25 protein-coding genes and 1 pseudogene are annotated in these 13,994 nt (G+C 55.2%); 12 read left to right on the forward strand and 14 right to left on the reverse strand.

Features of this window, described 5'->3' with window-relative positions; translation table 11 throughout:
* Positions 1-32: 32 nt before the first annotated feature.
* Positions 33-272, reverse strand: a complete 240-nt coding sequence (locus ACE2AA_RS06740; protein ID WP_395371820.1) for a hypothetical protein — start codon at positions 270-272, stop codon at positions 33-35.
* 181 nt (positions 273-453) lie between these two features.
* On the opposite strand from ACE2AA_RS06740, the gene ACE2AA_RS06745 reads away from it, so the two are divergent.
* Positions 454-3,231, forward strand: a complete 2,778-nt coding sequence (locus ACE2AA_RS06745) for an autotransporter domain-containing protein (protein ID WP_395371822.1) — start codon at positions 454-456, stop codon at positions 3,229-3,231.
* Between the two features lie 649 nt (positions 3,232-3,880).
* Here ACE2AA_RS06745 and ACE2AA_RS06750 read toward each other — a convergent pair.
* Entirely contained in the window at positions 3,881-4,081 is a 201-nt protein-coding gene (locus ACE2AA_RS06750) for a hypothetical protein (protein ID WP_395371824.1), read from the reverse strand.
* A gap of 2 nt (positions 4,082-4,083) precedes the next feature.
* Here ACE2AA_RS06750 and ACE2AA_RS06755 point away from each other — a divergent pair, with 2 nt between their 5' ends.
* Positions 4,084-4,335, forward strand: a complete 252-nt coding sequence (locus ACE2AA_RS06755) for a type II toxin-antitoxin system HicA family toxin (RefSeq protein WP_395371825.1) — start codon at positions 4,084-4,086, stop codon at positions 4,333-4,335.
* The gene (locus ACE2AA_RS06760; RefSeq protein ID WP_141260486.1) at positions 4,332-4,664 is read left to right on the forward strand and encodes a type II toxin-antitoxin system HicB family antitoxin; all 333 of its coding nucleotides are present in this window, start codon (positions 4,332-4,334) and stop codon (positions 4,662-4,664) included. Before ACE2AA_RS06755 ends, ACE2AA_RS06760 begins: the two co-directional genes overlap by 4 nt.
* 791 nt (positions 4,665-5,455) lie before the next feature.
* Here the strand turns inward: ACE2AA_RS06760 and ACE2AA_RS06765 are convergent.
* From ACE2AA_RS06765 to ACE2AA_RS06800, 8 genes are all read right to left on the reverse strand, one after another.
* The gene (locus tag ACE2AA_RS06765) at positions 5,456-5,578 is read right to left on the reverse strand and encodes a hypothetical protein (protein ID WP_264371841.1); all 123 of its coding nucleotides are present in this window, start codon (positions 5,576-5,578) and stop codon (positions 5,456-5,458) included.
* Between the two features lie 106 nt (positions 5,579-5,684).
* Complete coding sequence (locus ACE2AA_RS06770) at positions 5,685-5,885, reverse strand: hypothetical protein (RefSeq protein ID WP_039733456.1); 201 nt, start codon at positions 5,883-5,885, stop codon at positions 5,685-5,687.
* Position 5,886: 1 nt separating this feature from the next.
* A complete protein-coding gene (locus ACE2AA_RS06775; protein WP_141260487.1) occupies positions 5,887-6,249 on the reverse strand; it encodes a hypothetical protein in 363 nt (120 codons plus the stop codon).
* 9 nt (positions 6,250-6,258) lie between these two features.
* Positions 6,259-6,522 carry a hypothetical protein gene (locus ACE2AA_RS06780; RefSeq protein WP_141260488.1) on the reverse strand — a complete coding sequence of 88 codons (264 nt, stop codon included), beginning with the start codon at positions 6,520-6,522 and terminating at the stop codon, positions 6,259-6,261.
* A complete protein-coding gene (locus tag ACE2AA_RS06785; protein ID WP_395371828.1) occupies positions 6,509-6,859 on the reverse strand; it encodes a hypothetical protein in 351 nt (116 codons plus the stop codon). The genes ACE2AA_RS06780 and ACE2AA_RS06785 overlap by 14 nt, the downstream gene beginning before the upstream one ends.
* On the reverse strand, positions 6,856-7,320 hold the full coding sequence (locus ACE2AA_RS06790; protein ID WP_395371830.1) for a cell wall hydrolase: 465 nt from the start codon (positions 7,318-7,320) through the stop codon (positions 6,856-6,858). The genes ACE2AA_RS06785 and ACE2AA_RS06790 overlap by 4 nt, the downstream gene beginning before the upstream one ends.
* The gene (locus ACE2AA_RS06795) at positions 7,278-7,652 is read right to left on the reverse strand and encodes a hypothetical protein (RefSeq protein ID WP_039733460.1); all 375 of its coding nucleotides are present in this window, start codon (positions 7,650-7,652) and stop codon (positions 7,278-7,280) included. The genes ACE2AA_RS06790 and ACE2AA_RS06795 overlap by 43 nt, the downstream gene beginning before the upstream one ends.
* Positions 7,652-7,945: a hypothetical protein gene (locus ACE2AA_RS06800; RefSeq protein WP_141260491.1), complete on the reverse strand. Its 294-nt coding sequence runs from the start codon at positions 7,943-7,945 to the stop codon at positions 7,652-7,654. The genes ACE2AA_RS06795 and ACE2AA_RS06800 overlap by 1 nt, the downstream gene beginning before the upstream one ends.
* A 160-nt stretch (positions 7,946-8,105) precedes the next feature.
* On the opposite strand from ACE2AA_RS06800, the gene ACE2AA_RS06805 reads away from it, so the two are divergent.
* Together ACE2AA_RS06805 and ACE2AA_RS06810 are read left to right on the forward strand one after the other, a co-directional pair.
* A complete protein-coding gene (locus ACE2AA_RS06805) occupies positions 8,106-8,396 on the forward strand; it encodes a type II toxin-antitoxin system RelE/ParE family toxin (protein WP_118963051.1) in 291 nt (96 codons plus the stop codon).
* Positions 8,386-8,685 (forward strand): HigA family addiction module antitoxin, encoded by a 300-nt coding sequence (locus tag ACE2AA_RS06810; protein WP_174234107.1) that lies wholly within the window; start codon positions 8,386-8,388, stop codon positions 8,683-8,685. The genes ACE2AA_RS06805 and ACE2AA_RS06810 overlap by 11 nt, the downstream gene beginning before the upstream one ends.
* A 50-nt stretch (positions 8,686-8,735) precedes the next feature.
* Here the strand turns inward: ACE2AA_RS06810 and ACE2AA_RS06815 are convergent, their stop codons facing one another.
* The 3 genes and pseudogenes from ACE2AA_RS06815 to ACE2AA_RS06825 form a co-directional block, all read right to left on the reverse strand.
* Positions 8,736-8,999, reverse strand: a complete 264-nt coding sequence (locus ACE2AA_RS06815; RefSeq protein ID WP_395371833.1) for a hypothetical protein — start codon at positions 8,997-8,999, stop codon at positions 8,736-8,738.
* Positions 8,996-9,502 (reverse strand): phage antirepressor KilAC domain-containing protein, encoded by a 507-nt coding sequence (locus ACE2AA_RS06820; protein ID WP_395372149.1) that lies wholly within the window; start codon positions 9,500-9,502, stop codon positions 8,996-8,998. Before ACE2AA_RS06820 ends, ACE2AA_RS06815 begins: the two co-directional genes overlap by 4 nt.
* A pseudogene (locus ACE2AA_RS06825) lies at positions 9,503-9,784 on the reverse strand (Rha family transcriptional regulator); the annotation flags it as partial. It abuts the gene before it with no gap.
* A gap of 330 nt (positions 9,785-10,114) precedes the next feature.
* Between ACE2AA_RS06825 and ACE2AA_RS06830 the strand changes: the two are divergent.
* The 7 genes from ACE2AA_RS06830 to ACE2AA_RS06860 all read left to right on the forward strand — a co-directional run bounded on the left by ACE2AA_RS06830 (position 10,115) and on the right by ACE2AA_RS06860 (position 13,035).
* Positions 10,115-10,561, forward strand: a complete 447-nt coding sequence (locus ACE2AA_RS06830; protein WP_395371835.1) for an Arc family DNA-binding protein — start codon at positions 10,115-10,117, stop codon at positions 10,559-10,561.
* 69 nt (positions 10,562-10,630) lie between these two features.
* Positions 10,631-10,843, forward strand: coding sequence for a hypothetical protein (locus tag ACE2AA_RS06835; RefSeq protein WP_395371837.1), 213 nt, complete (start codon positions 10,631-10,633; stop codon positions 10,841-10,843).
* 59 nt (positions 10,844-10,902) lie between these two features.
* Positions 10,903-11,235: a hypothetical protein gene (locus tag ACE2AA_RS06840; protein ID WP_395371838.1), complete on the forward strand. Its 333-nt coding sequence runs from the start codon at positions 10,903-10,905 to the stop codon at positions 11,233-11,235.
* Positions 11,236-11,372: 137 nt separating this feature from the next.
* Positions 11,373-11,594: a type II toxin-antitoxin system PemK/MazF family toxin gene (locus tag ACE2AA_RS06845; RefSeq protein WP_395371840.1), complete on the forward strand. Its 222-nt coding sequence runs from the start codon at positions 11,373-11,375 to the stop codon at positions 11,592-11,594.
* Between the two features lie 407 nt (positions 11,595-12,001).
* Positions 12,002-12,205, forward strand: a complete 204-nt coding sequence (locus ACE2AA_RS06850; protein WP_395371841.1) for a hypothetical protein — start codon at positions 12,002-12,004, stop codon at positions 12,203-12,205.
* A gap of 17 nt (positions 12,206-12,222) precedes the next feature.
* Positions 12,223-12,618 carry a type II toxin-antitoxin system HicB family antitoxin gene (locus tag ACE2AA_RS06855; RefSeq protein ID WP_395371842.1) on the forward strand — a complete coding sequence of 132 codons (396 nt, stop codon included), beginning with the start codon at positions 12,223-12,225 and terminating at the stop codon, positions 12,616-12,618.
* A 15-nt stretch (positions 12,619-12,633) separates the two neighbouring features.
* Complete coding sequence (locus ACE2AA_RS06860) at positions 12,634-13,035, forward strand: hypothetical protein (protein ID WP_395371843.1); 402 nt, start codon at positions 12,634-12,636, stop codon at positions 13,033-13,035.
* A 698-nt stretch (positions 13,036-13,733) separates the two neighbouring features.
* Here ACE2AA_RS06860 and ACE2AA_RS06865 read toward each other — a convergent pair.
* The gene (locus ACE2AA_RS06865; protein WP_395371845.1) at positions 13,734-13,973 is read right to left on the reverse strand and encodes a hypothetical protein; all 240 of its coding nucleotides are present in this window, start codon (positions 13,971-13,973) and stop codon (positions 13,734-13,736) included.
* Positions 13,974-13,994: the final 21 nt, after the last annotated feature.

The raw sequence follows: 13,994 nt of genomic DNA on the forward strand, positions 1-13,994 counted from the left end.
CATCGGGTCGTTGGCCCAGCTTCCCTTTTCGATCAACCGGAATCCGTAAGATCGTATGGATTCGCGCCAGATGGGAACACCGCAGCATTACCAGAAACTGTCTGCAACAGGTCCTGCAACCCGTCACGATCGTCTGGAAAAAATTCTTTCTGACAGGTAATAGGTTGAAAAAAAGGTAAAACGATCGCTGGCAGCGCCATATGCCGCAGATAAACATATTTTGAAATATATTCCGCCCCATATCGGCCTTTTATTCTTAACAAAAATTTCATAATCTTGACCTGAAATTATATAAAATATTCAGGCAGATATATTGTGGGAAACAGTAATACCTTTTTCAATACTTCATTAAACGCTTTTTTTATGTTGGTTGCGCCTGTCTCCCTTCCCACCATGGCAATGGCGACAACGATTTCAGGAAACGACAACTTTACCTTAACATCCGGAGAAAGTGTGGTTGCGGATGACGACAAGGGTATTTCCCTGAAAAAACCAGACAATCTGTCTGTCACGGTCGATCAGGGCGCGAGCATCACCTCCTCCGATGACGCAATCCATGCCGGAAGCGCCACTAAGGGAACGGTATCCATTACCAATAGCGGCACCATTGAAAGCACTACTGATGGACAGGCCATTGATCTGAACGACATTACGGGTACGTCCAACAGAACAACCATCACGAATACCGCAAGTGGCGTCATAAAAGCGGATAATGATGATGGCATCCGCCCGGGTACAAACGCCACGGTTGTCAATTCCGGGACCATCTATGCCGATGGGGCCGTCGGGGACAAGCATGACGGGATTGATTTTCAGGAAGCCCCCACCGGCACGGTCATCAATCAGAGTGGCGGCCTGATTTCCGGTGAACGCCATGGCATCACGACAGGTGGCTATGTCGATGTCTATAATGCTGCGGGCGCTACGATCATTGGGCGGAACGGGTCAGGCGTCGGGTCGGATGGCACCGGCAAGGTCGTAAATTATGGCACGATCATAGGCGGCTATAATGGATCCGGTACCGGAGATGGCGATGGGGTCGATATTGATGGTGCTGCGTATATTGACAACTGGGGCACCATCCGTGCTGAAGGCGCTTCCGGCGTAGATGCACAAAACCAGACAAACATATCCGAAGGCCTCGCCTTAACCGGAGGCGGCACGGTCATTAATGAAAAAGGCGCACTGATCACGTCCGTCCAGAGTGGGATAACCATGTGCTGCTCTGACAGTCCATTTACTTTCCATAACTATGGCACAGTCCACGGAGACAATATTGGGGTCGGTGTCAGCGGTCAAACTTCCATATATAATTATGGTGCCATAACGAGTGGATATGCCGCCCTGGCAAGCTGGATTATTGGGCCATCGACCACATCATTATATAATTACGGAACCATATCCGGCGGGACCGATGCCATCCTGAACTTTTCCGATTACAATACGTCCATTTACATGGCAAGCGGATCCCGGATTATTGGTGATATAGAAAATTATGGAAATATAAATTTCAGTGTTGATTCAACCTATAATATGGACAACCACATTATAGGCAATGGCGACATTATCAAATCAGGCAGCGGCGATCTGGTCCTGACGGCCAATAATGGCAGTTCCTTTACCGGCGCTACCGATATTCAGGCAGGCACCCTGACGGTTGATGGCTCCATCGCCTCTTCCACGGTAACGGCCCAGTCGAACACAATGCTGGATGGTAATGGCACGGTCGGAAGCGTAATAGTTAAGGACAACGCCACCCTGATGGCAGGTACCCCCGCCAAGGCAGGCACCCTCAAGGTAAATGGCAACCTGCAGCAGCAGGCCGGGTCGTCCTATATCGTGAATGGCGGGCATGTATCCGTAAGCGGACAGGCACAGATCGGATCGAACACGCAGTTGGTCATGGCATCCACTGCGGGCATAGCCAATGGTTTCCGCAAATCAGATGAAGCCGGGATATACCGGGTCCTGACCGCGTCACAGGGACTGAGCGGGACTTATACCACACTGGTTGGCAATACGCAGATATCCGCTTTCGATGTCGTGACAGAAGGTTCGGACGCAAACGACGTATATCTGCGCCTGGAGCAGGTCCGTTCCTTTGCCGATGTTGCCCACACCCGTAACGAAAGTGCCGTGGCACATGCTCTGGACAGCATGACAGCGGGCGCGATGAAGGATGATGTCGGCCTTGTCGGAAACAGTGCTCAGGCCCGGCAGGCATTCAATGCGACATCTGGTGAAATCCATGCGTCCGCCCGCACGGAACTGATCCAGGACAGTTTTTATGTGCGCAATGCCGCGATTGACCGCCTGCGCGGGGCTGCATGCGATCCCGGTGCGGGCACCCAGTCCACCGCGACCATGAAAGGCCGCCGCACCGATGGCACCTGCCAGTCCGAAGGTGCGGCAATGTGGGGTGAAGCCTATGGTGGCTGGGGCCATAATGCGGGCGATGACAATGCCGGTTCCATGCACCACAGTGTCGGCGGCTTCGTGCTGGGGGCGGATACGTCCGTATTTAGCACATGGCGCATTGGTGGGCTGGTCAGTTATGGCCACTCCGGCTTTGATGTCGGCAGTCGCTCATCTTCAGGCCACAGCAACAATGTGTCGGTTGGCGGCTATGCCGGGACGCATTGGGGACGTCTGGCCCTGCGACTGGGCGCAACATATTCATGGGATATGCTGGGCATCAACCGTCAGGTCATGTTCGCGGGTTATTCAGGGCGTGAAAACAGCAGCTATCTGGGGGGCACCGCCCAGGGTTTTGGTGACCTTGGCTACCGCTTCGACGTCGGGCATGTGGCATTGGAACCGTTTGGAAATGTTGCCTATGTCAACCTGCATACAGATGGCTTCAATGAACATGGTGGTAAAGCCGCGCTGGTCGGTCGGGGAATGGATACGGGTACGACCTATTCGACTTTTGGTTTACGCATGTCGTCCAATATACAAATGGGTTCCCTGCTTCTAATGCCGAATGCCAGCCTGGCTTACCGCCACACCTTTGGGCACCTGACACCAGCGACACAGGAATATTTCGCACGTGGCGATGGCCCGGCGTTTGATGTGGCAGGCGTTCACCTGTCGGAAAATACCGCCGTGCTGGACGCTGGTCTGAAGGCAAGAATGACCAACCGGGTCAATATTGGCGTGTCCTATATCGGTCAGTATGGTGAACGTTCCACCGATAGTGGTATTCGTGGAAAATTCGATCTGAAGTTCTGACTTCCCTGTATACGGACTGAGGCTGCCCTTATGTTGCCCTGCATGAGGTATGCAGGCGCAACAACCAGCTTCAACCTGCCCCATGACATGAAGACGGTTTATATCGAGTATCGTGCAGACCCGCCATCCCTCGCGCCTGTTCTGGCGTGACGCATAACAGGAAATCAGCAGCCCGGAGACCTTAAGGACCGGGATGCATACCAACCTGTCCAGAACAGCCATCCATCCGACGGCCACAATTACAAATAATTATGTACGTGACTATTTAGAATTTCTTCTTCTTTTCCACATATGCATTACCGACAGGCGATCCGATCCGGGTGCGAAACAGCGGCGCAACGGATCAATTCCCATGAGTTCTGTATGACATCAGTCTTTATAGCTGACCCAAATCCGTCAAATCAGAAATACAATCCTATGTACCTTACCCCTCACCCGGGAATTGACCAGAACGTATAAACTTGCCGCGATGCAGGAAACGAACCTATATGGCACCATAACCCGCTTCAACAGCGCATGAACGGGGGGCAGGAGCCGCTGCCAGCAAAAAAAGACGATACTGTAACCATACAAAATGCAGCATTTTTTGTGCGCGGTAACATCTAGACGGCGGCGGTCTTGAAAATCTCCGCCACTCTCCGATAAATTTCTAAAATCGTTTATTATCAATGTGATGACGTGCGTTCATGTTCCGCATGTAACGCCCTGCTCCTGCCTGCCCGAACATCAGGTCGGCACAAAAACCGGCACAGCCATCGACGCGGATCACCTGCCAGATCGCGGGTGATCGCCGGAGATCACCCGGTATGGTTTTTCTTTGAATATGATACCATATTTCAGTATCATCCATTTATGAAAGCCAAGCACCGCCGGACCCTCGAACTGATCTTCAGGCGGCCTGTCTCGGGCAACGTGCCGTGGGGCGACATTGAAGCCCTGTTCATCTCACTGGGCGCCGAAGTGTCGCGGGAAGGATCACGCATTGGCGTGGTCCTGTTCGGGGAAATCAGGGTCTTTCACCGCCCCCACCCCAAGCCGGATACGGACAAGGGTGCTGTGGCATCGGTGCGGAAATGGCTGGAGCAGAACGGAGTGATGCCATGAACAACGTGATGGAGATTGGCGGCCACCGGGCCGTCATCCAGTTTGATCCGGAAATTGGTATGTTCCGGGGCGAGTTCCTTGGCCTGAATGGCGGGGCGGACTTCTACGCAGACAGTGTGGAAGGGCTGCGCAGGGAAGGCGAGACCTCGCTCCGCGTGTTTCTGGAAATGTGCGAGGAAAAGGGGATCGCCCCTACCAAACGCTACTCCGGCAAGTTTCAGGTCCGCCTGTCTCCAGATGTTCATGCCCGTGCCGCTGAGATTGCGGCCGCCCGTGGCGTGAGCCTGAACCGGCTTGTTCAGGATGCGTTGGAGCTTGTTGAGCGGTAAGATTCACTTATCAATCAGATCGTGAATTACTGGTGCTGTTTTGTAAGGGAGGCGAATGGCAAGGCCTGAACGGGTTCCTGCCGTTTTTTCACCTGACACACATTATGTGTTTATCTTGTGCATAAGAGCTTTAATGCACACTACATATTGTGCTTTTCTCTTCCAATATTTTGAAGGTACGGCTATCCAGATTTCAGACAAAAAGAAAGGGGCTAGGATTCGTGGTCCTGCCCCTCTCTGCTCCGCAAGCGAATTGGCCGCCTGCGGAATGCTCTCTTGTGTAGCATGGGCCATATGGCCCGTACAAGATGCAGGGTCAAGGCGGCTTACATTAAAACTGTAGGTTACAAATTGACCAACTTCAGCAATGCTTCGCTATATGAGCAGGCAATCCGCTCCCAGCAGCGGCTATATGTTCGATATCATGGGTCAGATCGTATAATTGAACCGCATACCTTCGGCAGATGTCGTAACGGCAATGAATTGTTGCGCGCTTGGCAGGTCTCAGGTGGTAGCCGTTCTGGCATACCAACGGGCTGGAAGCTGTTCAGCGTAGACGAAATAAATACTGCACAACCGACAGGTGAAACATTCCCCATTCCCCAGCCTGGGTATAAACGTGGTGATACAGCCATGCGCGTAATCTACGCGCAATTGTAAATCCACCACAGTTGCAACGGCCCGGTTCAAATGCCGGTCCGTTGTAGACTGCACAATCAGACCAATGCTTCATTATGCTCTCTTTCTGATTCTCTTTCCTCAAAAGAAGATCCTATGCGGCCTCCACCAGATCACGGTGCGGAAGGCCCAAGATTATCGCGCACGTAACGCTGGTGGTCCCAACGCTCCACAAAATAGATCACCCACGCCAGCGCGGACTGTACCACGATGATGCCAAGAGCCGCCCAGATCATTCCATCCGTCCCTGCCGCCAGCAGTCGCGCGCGAACGCGATGAGCAGATAGCTCACCGCGCAGGCCGCCCCCAGCACGAAGCCGAGGGCCAATCCGGAATAGAAGTTCACGACGCCTGAATGGCCGCGTTATCGGCCTTGCACTTGGCGTAGATCGCTTCGATGTCGGCTGCGGTCGGGCCGGTGCTGCTCTTGGTCTGCTCGACCGCCTGCACGATGGTGGTCCATGCTTCGGGCCCGTATTTCTCGATCAGGCCGATGACGGTGGTGGCGCCGCTTACGATGGCGCTGATTTCCGCTGTATCCATATCAGTTGCTCCCCGTGGTCGTGGTCGCCTGCGCGTCGGCCAGCGCGGATTGCAGTCCGGCCAGCGCGCTTTCGGCAGTGGAAACGGTGGTGGTGGTCAGGCTGTCTCCCGCGGTGATGGCGTTATCCAGCGCGGTCAGCGGGGTCATGGCGGCGGCGGATGCCGTCTTGATCTCGGCCTTGACCGTGGCGTTCACATTGCCGCTGGCCAGATAGGCTTCGGCACCAGTGGCGGCCACGTGGTAGGCGCTCATGGTATCGTATGCAGCCTTCTGCAGGTTCACCTGCCTGTCGGATGCACAGGCCCCGAGGGTGGCCAGCGAGAGGACGGCGGCGCAGGCCGCCAGGCGGGATCGTTTGATCATGTCGGTTCCTTATGGCCAGATCACGGCTGGCGTGTAGGCGGACCACGTGTTCTCTGCCGTGCAGACGTAGATGCCGCCGGATGCGAAAATGATGGTGCCGGGCACCCCGGGCGCACTGTCGGACGCGGGCGCGGCCCCGATGGTGATGGTCAGGTTTCCTGCGCCATCAACTCCGGCTGCGCTTGTTTCGATCATGCGCTGCGCATCAAGGCGCGTCGGGTATTTGCCGGGATCGAAAGGTCGGCTGCGCCTGATGGGGTTAGGCGTTCCCATTGGTCGCCTGCTCCGGCCTGCCCTTTTTGTTCAGGACCGGGATACCGGCCGAAGCCACGGCCTGCTTGGCGGCAGGCTTGTCCGCCACCGGCACGCGCACGCCCGATTGCCCCGGTTTGAAGTGGTTTTCCGCCCAGCCGATGTTCAGGCCGATGGTGGTGATGGCCTGCCAGGCCACCGCCCACCGGCTGCCTGCGTGCGGCGGCGGCACCATCGCGGTGACTACGCCACAGGCGATGATGAACAGGGCGACATAAAAGGCATACTGCTCCGGAACCTCGGTCAGCAGCAGCGCGATGACGGCCCCGAGACCGCCCAGTTTTGCAGTGGTGTTCATGCACCATCTCCATGCAGGCCAATCCGGTAGAAATCGTGATGGCCGATTGTCTTGATGAAAAACCGGGGCAGCGCCCACATCGGGACCGGGCTGCCGTGCCGGTAGTAGCTGTCCGCGCCGTCCGTCAGATCCACCAGCGTTCCGGCCACCAGTTGCAGGGCCAGTTCGTGAGCCGTCCGGTATTGCGGGTCGGACTGGTTCAGGCTGGCTATCTTCCCGGCGTTGGGATCATCCGCATTCCAGCAGGAGAACTGCCACGGCGCGCGGCAGACGGATGTGATGTCGCGGCCCCACCAGCCGGGGTGCGCCGCCCGGTTGCCGATTACGTTCAGGACCGCCTGCATGCCGCACAGCCCTTCCCCCCTCGCCTCGCCCCATGCGGTGCGGGCTGCGGTGTCTATGGCGGTGGCGTCCAGCATCAGCCGAACACCCCGTGCCAGATGTGGCAGACGGCGCGCCATGCGGCGTCTCCGATCTGGCCCCAGCCCAGCAGCCCGGTAATCAGGACAGCCCAGAACATCATCCGCTTGTCGCGGGCCGCTTCCCGTTCCTCGATGCGTCCCAGCCGGGAGGACAGGTCGTTATCGCGATTGTCCTGCTTTTCCTGCAGGGCGCTGAAACGGTCGTTCATTTCACGGCGGGTCTCGGCGGCATTATCGTTGACCGCCTGCATCAGAAGCGCGTTCTGGTGCTTCATGTCATCGCGCAGATTGTCCTGCACGCCTTCGACGCGGGCGACACGTTCACGCACCACGGCGACTTCCTCGACCGTGGCATAACGGGGATCGGTCATCAGTGAGATACCGCCTCACCGGACACGCCCGTCCACGCGCTGCCGTTCCACAGCACCAGCACGCCAGCGCTTCCGCTGCCGATCCTGCAGTCAGAGCAGAAGGAAGGAATGCCAGTCTGCCCCGATGCGGGAAGTGCTGCATATGTGGTGGAAAGCGGGACGCCTATGCCCTGGGACCCCGGCGTCTGTGCGCCGAAGTCAAACAGGCCATGGTCCATGGGGGACGTGGGTGCTGCATGCGCCTGCACCGTGACAAGAAGGCTGGCGGCTGCCAGAAGGTGAGAGAAGCGCATGCCGTCCCCGAAAACTGAATGGTCAGGTTTTCGGGGTATGGGTGGTTTGTTAGTACGGTGTGGGATGGCAGGCGTTTTTATCCCTCACATACCGTGATCTCTCGGCACCGACGTAAAGCATAACTTGACACATTAAGCGTAAAGCAATACTTTACTCTCGATGGAAATCGAAAGCATCAGACACAAGGGATTGCACCGGTTTTTCGAGACAGGAAACCCGAAGGGAATCGTGGGAGATACTGCCCGCCTGCGCAAGATGCTGGCTTTTATCGATGCTGCGGCTTCGCTGGATGAACTTTCGGTTCCACCCAATTACGGCCTGCATGCCCTGTCAGGAGATCGGGCCGGCACATGGTCCATGACCATAACGCGCAACTGGCGGCTGACCTTCCGGGTCAATGACCAGGGCGCACTGGAAGATATGGATATGGAGGACTATCATGGCGCTTAAGATGCACCCGTCCCTCGCCGTAAACGTTGGGGACTGGATCAGAACTGAACTGGTTGAGCCCCACGGCCTGAAGATCAAGGAGCTGGCCGAACACTTCGGGGTATCACGGCAGGCGCTGAGCGCCCTGCTGAACGGTCGCGCCCACCTGTCCGCCGATATGGCGATCCGGTTTGAAAAGGCATTTGGCGTAAAGGCCGATACCCTGATGCGCATGCAGGTGGCATGGGACATGGCGCAGGCCCGCACCCATGAGGCGGACCTGCATGTGCGGTCTCTTGTCGCGGCGTAACAGTCCGGTCGCGTCCCCTCCCCGCACAGGCAAGGAAGGGAACATTCCACCTACCGGCCTAACTGTCGGGTTTGTTCCTGCTTGATCCGCTGCACGTCATTCCACATCTGCATGATGCCGTGCGCGGCAGACCGCAGGCTGCGCTCGCAGTTGTCGGTATTGGCCTTGTCCGGGTGGTGGTAGATGCGGGTGCAGACGGCCAGCGCCTTGCCCAGTTCACCCGCGACCTCGGTAGAAGTCAGGGGCTGCGCATCTTCAAAGAAGTCGGGCTTTTGCGGCTGGAAGTCTTCAGCCTGTGCAATATCCTGCTTCATGTCGGTGTCGCTCCCGAGCGGTGCGCGAAAGGGCGCGGGGTTGCCTTCTGGGCCAGTCCGGCCGCCAGCGTGGTGTCATCGTCCGGCGCATCACCGATAATCGTCCTGATCTTCGCCAGCCCCTTCTGTGTAATCATCGGCTGGCCCACACCTTCGACATAGCCGGTACGCCTGACCTCGACGTTCTTGGACTCCATCAGCCCGGCCTTGATCTTGTCGGCATAGGCGCACTTGCGACCCGTGACGCTGTGGGTATAGAGCCAGCCGAGTTCGATCAGCCGGTTGACGAACTTCCGCTCCGGCCACCCGCACTGCTGGGCTGCGGAACGCAGGTTATGGACGCCTTCGAGTGATGCCAGTTTATCGAGGGCCGCCACTTTGGGTTCCAGTGCCCTCTTTTCCTCGACTAGCTTGTCACGCTCCTGTGCCAGGCGACCGGCTTCGAGAAGGGCTTCGGCGTAGGTCTTGGGGAGTGCCGGGGCCTGCTGGGCTTCCAGTTCCATCCATCGGCGGACCACCTTCAGGCGCAGGTCGGCGCGGTAGCCGAGGACGAGGTTGTAGGTCAGATCCTGCGGGAGGTTGTAGCACTCACGCTCCTTGCCTTGAGCATCTAGATAGGTCGATCCAAACTTGGATCGACCCTCTCCGACCTGTTCCAGCATAGCGCGAATGTCACGCATAACGTGAGCATGTTGCTTGGCCGTCAGTTCCGCGATCTCGCGGCTCGACATGGTGAGTGCGTTTCCTGTGGAAACTGTTATGGTCGACGTGCTAAGAGTAATCATTCGTTGGGTTCCTTATTCAACGTGAGGGGCATCGGACTTGCTTTCCAGGGCGGGGTCCGGTGCCTTTTCTGTTTTTTGGAAATGGTGAATATACTGCTCAAGGCAGTATTCGATCTGACCAGTCATGGAACGGCGATTGCTTTTTGCGTCATGCCGCATCCACTCATTTATCCAATTTGCTAATCGGACCCTGATTATAGGATCTCCCCTTGCGGCCATTATCTTCCTCTTTTTCTTATGCCGCACAAGTGTGTCATTCCGTGTGGCAGACACACCGATAGCTAACGTGTGGCATATCGGTCAAGAGAAATGTGTGGCATCATGTGTGGCATGGCACGAGAAGATCTTCATTTCCGTCTGCGTATTCCAGAAGACCTGAAGAAACGGGTCCATGATGCAGCAGACAAATATGGACGATCAATGACCGCTGAAATTATTCAGCGGCTATCATGGACGTTCGACGGCGGATTTTATGATGACTTTGGCCCTGACGCTTCTGAGTCAGAAAAGCCGAGAAAATTAGTACTTACTGGCCTGTATAAGCTCCGGCAAGATCTTGAAACGCTTGAGGCGTCTCTCCGGGTAGAGCAAGGCATGCTCATAGAAGCGACAGATTACGCCGAAGATTTTAACAGCATCGAAGGCGCTAGGGATGCTGCTGAACTCGCTGCAACGCGTATCGGCCAACTGCAAAGACGTATTGCGCGGGTACGAGAACAGATCAAAATAGAAATGATTCGGGAGCAGAACTTACCGAATCCTTTCGATGATGCTTGAGAAAGAGATTAAGCCCGACAAGGGCTGACAGCAAAAAGCCGCCCGATCGAACATTCCCAAGGATATGAAATGAAAAAGATCACCATACTTGCCGCAGTCGTAATCCTCACGGCTTGTGCCCACAAGCCGCATCAGCCTGCTACGCCTGACAGCATCACTGCGCGACAGGGCATTGAGCCCCAGTCTGTTCATACAGCCCGATTTGGCGCGATGTCCCGGACTGCATCCTATGCGACTCATCATGCCAATCAAAATTCTGATTCGGCAGATGAAAAGAAGTGAGGCGGATATAAATAGCCGCCCGAGGCACGATACTATTCCGGACGCGAAAAGGGGCCATCATGCAAGAACAGATCCTGACTGGCCAACGCGGCAAAGAATATCGCTTTGTTGCGATAGAACCCAAAGACGCTCCGAACAGAGCATGCCTGTTTTTGGTTCAGGACACGCGATCCAATTCTTCATCTGACCAGATGTATATCGCCCATGCTCGGCATGGGAGAGGATGGGTGAAATTTTACGGGGAAGATGAAAATGGGATAACCCCGTTTAATCGCATTTTTTTGTATGCTGGTGTGAGTGACGACCTGACTATTCCGTTCAGAGATATTATGGACGGCGGCACCGAGCAGGTTCTAGGGTATAAGATGCCACATGGGAAAGAGTGCCCTTGAGGGAGGCGTATTGCCTTCTACATCACAAGCCGTTCCGTTTCCTATGTGATCAACACTGGCTCCTTTGATCGTATAAATTTGGTTCCGTAATGTGGGAGTGGTAAAGGGAAAAGCCATATGATTGATTTAAGCGAGCTATGCCGTTAAATTTTCCGCCGAGGGTCGGAGATATTCTCCGATGCAATTATGATACCGGCTTTGTCCCGCCGGAAATGGTTAAAGAGCGGTTGGTGGTCGTGATCAACTCAAGGCTGCCGAAACGTGACAGACTTTGTTCTGTTGTACCATTGAGCACTACACCTGCATGCTCTGGGGTAGCCTATCAAGTGAAAATAGATATTTGGGCAGAGTCCTCCTGATCCATTCCCTGGGCAGATTCAAGTGGGCCAAGGCGGATATGATGAGTGTTGTTAGTTATGAGCGTTTTAACCTACCCTATGCTGGCCGCTGCCCCACAACTGGCCGCCGAAAATACGTTCAAATACGAATGCCTATCGTACAGATGAAAATCATCCGCGAGGCCATTTTGGTTTCGCTCGACTTAGCCTACTTGATCCCTTCCTTGAAGTGACCTACATTCCATCTGCTCGCGGTACTGAAACTGATATTCAGTATGCGCCTCCAGTTCACTTTCGGGTGGCGGATGTGATGGCGATTCCAAGCTAGATCATTGACGGCCCTGCCTCCCGAGGCGGGGCCTTTTTGGTTTAGATGCTTTTATGTTTTCTACCATCGATCAAAATAAAATCGCTGTCAGGAGCTGGCCATGCCCAACACACTCGGAGACGTAGAACGTCTGGCAGAAAAGCTCTTCAAGCTGCACCACCCGCATAAGCAGTGGAATGGGCAGATCGCTTTTGCGGAGCGTCGGTCTGGATCGGACACGCCGGTATCCGAAGATTACGCAACGCCCGCCGAGCAGGCGCATTTCCAGGTGCTGGCGCGGGAGCAGTTGGAAAGACCGCTGTAACCTGCCACAAGGGACACATGCGTTATCCAATCGTAATTGAACGTGGGTCTGAGACAACAGCGTATGGCGTGATCGTACCGGACCTTCCGGGCTGTTTTTCGGCGGGCGACACCTTTGAAGAGGCCATGAACAATGCGCCTGAAGCCATAACCCTGTGGATTGAGTGTGCCCTCGATGACGGGGAGAGTATCCCTGCCCCATCGCCCCTTGATGTCCTGATGAACAACCCGGAGTGGTCAGGGCCTGAATGGGTATGGGCTTTTGCGCAGGTTGATCCGGCTCTACTTGATGAAACGCCTGAACATATCAGTGTTACGCTGCCCCGCCGGGTTCTGCTGCGCCTGGACGCGCAGGCCGGCACTGCAGGGGAGAAACGGTCGGACTGCATCGCCCGGTTGATTCTCAATGCGTAACTGAAAACCGGGGAAATGATGGATATCAAGCCGATCAGGAACGATGACGATCTGGATGCCGCCATTGCTGAGGTTGATCGGTTGATGGTCCTCAACCCAGAACGCGGCAGCCCGGATGGTAACCGACTGGAAGCCATGGCAGATCTTGTGGCCGCGTATGAGGCCAAGCATTATCCCATTGATCCGGACGATCCTGTGGACATGACCCTCGCGCCTTATAAAAACCTGCATGCCCACGTTAGGTTTGAGTTGAACGACGGCGTATTTGCGGGCCGACTTGCTGGTATCAATGATATCGTCACCTTCGAGGCAGAGACGATCGAGGAACTGCAGGAAGCCTTTCATGATGCCGTTGATGACTATCTTGAGACCTGTAGCAAGATTGATAGGAAGCCGCACTCCCCAGTCTCTGGCTAAGGCAGAGATAAACGATGGCAAGGATGACATTAAGTCGGCGGGAGTTGGATGGGGCAGCGGAGTAGCCACATCCCCCTTTTCCTGCACAACCAATGATGCCATCCTCATCATGACGCGCCGTGATACGGTGTAATTCTTCCAGCCGTAGGACAGTTTTCGGGCCGGATCGCCATGCAGGGTTCCCGGGAGGCCCTGTCGGTGCGTCACCCTCCCCTTAAAAATTTCCTTATTCCCCTGATACAAAATGATATTTCCCTGACACGCACTCGATACGTGCGCCAGTTAACACTCCCTCTCATCTGAAGGGAGGTAAGCATGATCAAGAAAACCGTCTTTCTGGCGCTAGCAATACTGGCTGCAGCAACGGTCAGTTACCCGATGATCAGCAACGCCCATCGGGCCATTGGCCCGGTTTCCCTTTTTGATCAACGATGAGGTGCGTTGACCCGAATCCTGCCGGTAATGAAGGATTAATCTCCATCATTGGAGATATAAGATGCCATTTTATAAATTTATGCACCATTTTATACAGAGCCCGCATAGAAATTTTGATATCACCACCGCACATGCACCTGGACATAAAGCCCCGGATGCCGGTATTTACCGATGCACAGGGTGCGGACACGAAATTGGTCTGGCAAAAGGTCACGCTTTACCACCGCAGAACCACCATCAGCACGCACTGCGGGATGGCCTTATCAGATGGCAGCTTGTGGCTGCGGCGATTGAGAAGGGTTCTCCTTAGAATAATCAATGATCCGTCTGACGGATAGGGGCGGATCATAAAACCCGGCATTCGGAAAATGCCGCCACATGACCGGGGCGAGATCAGCAACAGCGCGTGCCACTATAACCAGTTTCCCGGACTCAATATTGCTTCCCATGAAGTCACAGACAGCTTTGACATCGGGGTCCATTTCGACAACCAGTTTATCCATAATGTCCTCCACGTGATTACT

The sequence above is a fragment of the Komagataeibacter diospyri genome, assembly GCF_043995075.1.
GTDB lineage: Bacteria > Pseudomonadota > Alphaproteobacteria > Acetobacterales > Acetobacteraceae > Komagataeibacter > Komagataeibacter diospyri.

Coding starts and splice junctions, on each gene's coding strand:
- ACE2AA_RS06740 (WP_395371820.1), bottom strand. CDS start 272: ATGAAATTTTTGTTAAGAATAAAAGGCCGATATGGGGCGGAATATATT.
- ACE2AA_RS06750 (WP_395371824.1), bottom strand. CDS start 4,081: ATGGATGATACTGAAATATGGTATCATATTCAAAGAAAAACCATACCG.
- ACE2AA_RS06755 (WP_395371825.1), top strand. CDS start 4,084: ATGAAAGCCAAGCACCGCCGGACCCTCGAACTGATCTTCAGGCGGCCT.
- ACE2AA_RS06760 (WP_141260486.1), top strand. CDS start 4,332: ATGAACAACGTGATGGAGATTGGCGGCCACCGGGCCGTCATCCAGTTT.
- ACE2AA_RS06765 (WP_264371841.1), bottom strand. CDS start 5,578: ATGATCTGGGCGGCTCTTGGCATCATCGTGGTACAGTCCGCGCTGGCG.
- ACE2AA_RS06770 (WP_039733456.1), bottom strand. CDS start 5,885: ATGGATACAGCGGAAATCAGCGCCATCGTAAGCGGCGCCACCACCGTC.
- ACE2AA_RS06775 (WP_141260487.1), bottom strand. CDS start 6,249: ATGATCAAACGATCCCGCCTGGCGGCCTGCGCCGCCGTCCTCTCGCTG.
- ACE2AA_RS06780 (WP_141260488.1), bottom strand. CDS start 6,522: ATGGGAACGCCTAACCCCATCAGGCGCAGCCGACCTTTCGATCCCGGC.
- ACE2AA_RS06785 (WP_395371828.1), bottom strand. CDS start 6,859: ATGAACACCACTGCAAAACTGGGCGGTCTCGGGGCCGTCATCGCGCTG.
- ACE2AA_RS06790 (WP_395371830.1), bottom strand. CDS start 7,320: ATGGCGCGCCGTCTGCCACATCTGGCACGGGGTGTTCGGCTGATGCTG.
- ACE2AA_RS06795 (WP_039733460.1), bottom strand. CDS start 7,652: ATGACCGATCCCCGTTATGCCACGGTCGAGGAAGTCGCCGTGGTGCGT.
- ACE2AA_RS06800 (WP_141260491.1), bottom strand. CDS start 7,945: ATGCGCTTCTCTCACCTTCTGGCAGCCGCCAGCCTTCTTGTCACGGTG.
- ACE2AA_RS06805 (WP_118963051.1), top strand. CDS start 8,106: ATGGAAATCGAAAGCATCAGACACAAGGGATTGCACCGGTTTTTCGAG.
- ACE2AA_RS06810 (WP_174234107.1), top strand. CDS start 8,386: ATGGCGCTTAAGATGCACCCGTCCCTCGCCGTAAACGTTGGGGACTGG.
- ACE2AA_RS06815 (WP_395371833.1), bottom strand. CDS start 8,999: ATGAAGCAGGATATTGCACAGGCTGAAGACTTCCAGCCGCAAAAGCCC.
- ACE2AA_RS06820 (WP_395372149.1), bottom strand. CDS start 9,502: ATGGAACTGGAAGCCCAGCAGGCCCCGGCACTCCCCAAGACCTACGCC.
- ACE2AA_RS06830 (WP_395371835.1), top strand. CDS start 10,115: ATGGCACGAGAAGATCTTCATTTCCGTCTGCGTATTCCAGAAGACCTG.
- ACE2AA_RS06835 (WP_395371837.1), top strand. CDS start 10,631: ATGAAAAAGATCACCATACTTGCCGCAGTCGTAATCCTCACGGCTTGT.
- ACE2AA_RS06840 (WP_395371838.1), top strand. CDS start 10,903: ATGCAAGAACAGATCCTGACTGGCCAACGCGGCAAAGAATATCGCTTT.
- ACE2AA_RS06845 (WP_395371840.1), top strand. CDS start 11,373: ATGCCGTTAAATTTTCCGCCGAGGGTCGGAGATATTCTCCGATGCAAT.
- ACE2AA_RS06850 (WP_395371841.1), top strand. CDS start 12,002: ATGCCCAACACACTCGGAGACGTAGAACGTCTGGCAGAAAAGCTCTTC.
- ACE2AA_RS06855 (WP_395371842.1), top strand. CDS start 12,223: ATGCGTTATCCAATCGTAATTGAACGTGGGTCTGAGACAACAGCGTAT.
- ACE2AA_RS06860 (WP_395371843.1), top strand. CDS start 12,634: ATGATGGATATCAAGCCGATCAGGAACGATGACGATCTGGATGCCGCC.
- ACE2AA_RS06865 (WP_395371845.1), bottom strand. CDS start 13,973: ATGGATAAACTGGTTGTCGAAATGGACCCCGATGTCAAAGCTGTCTGT.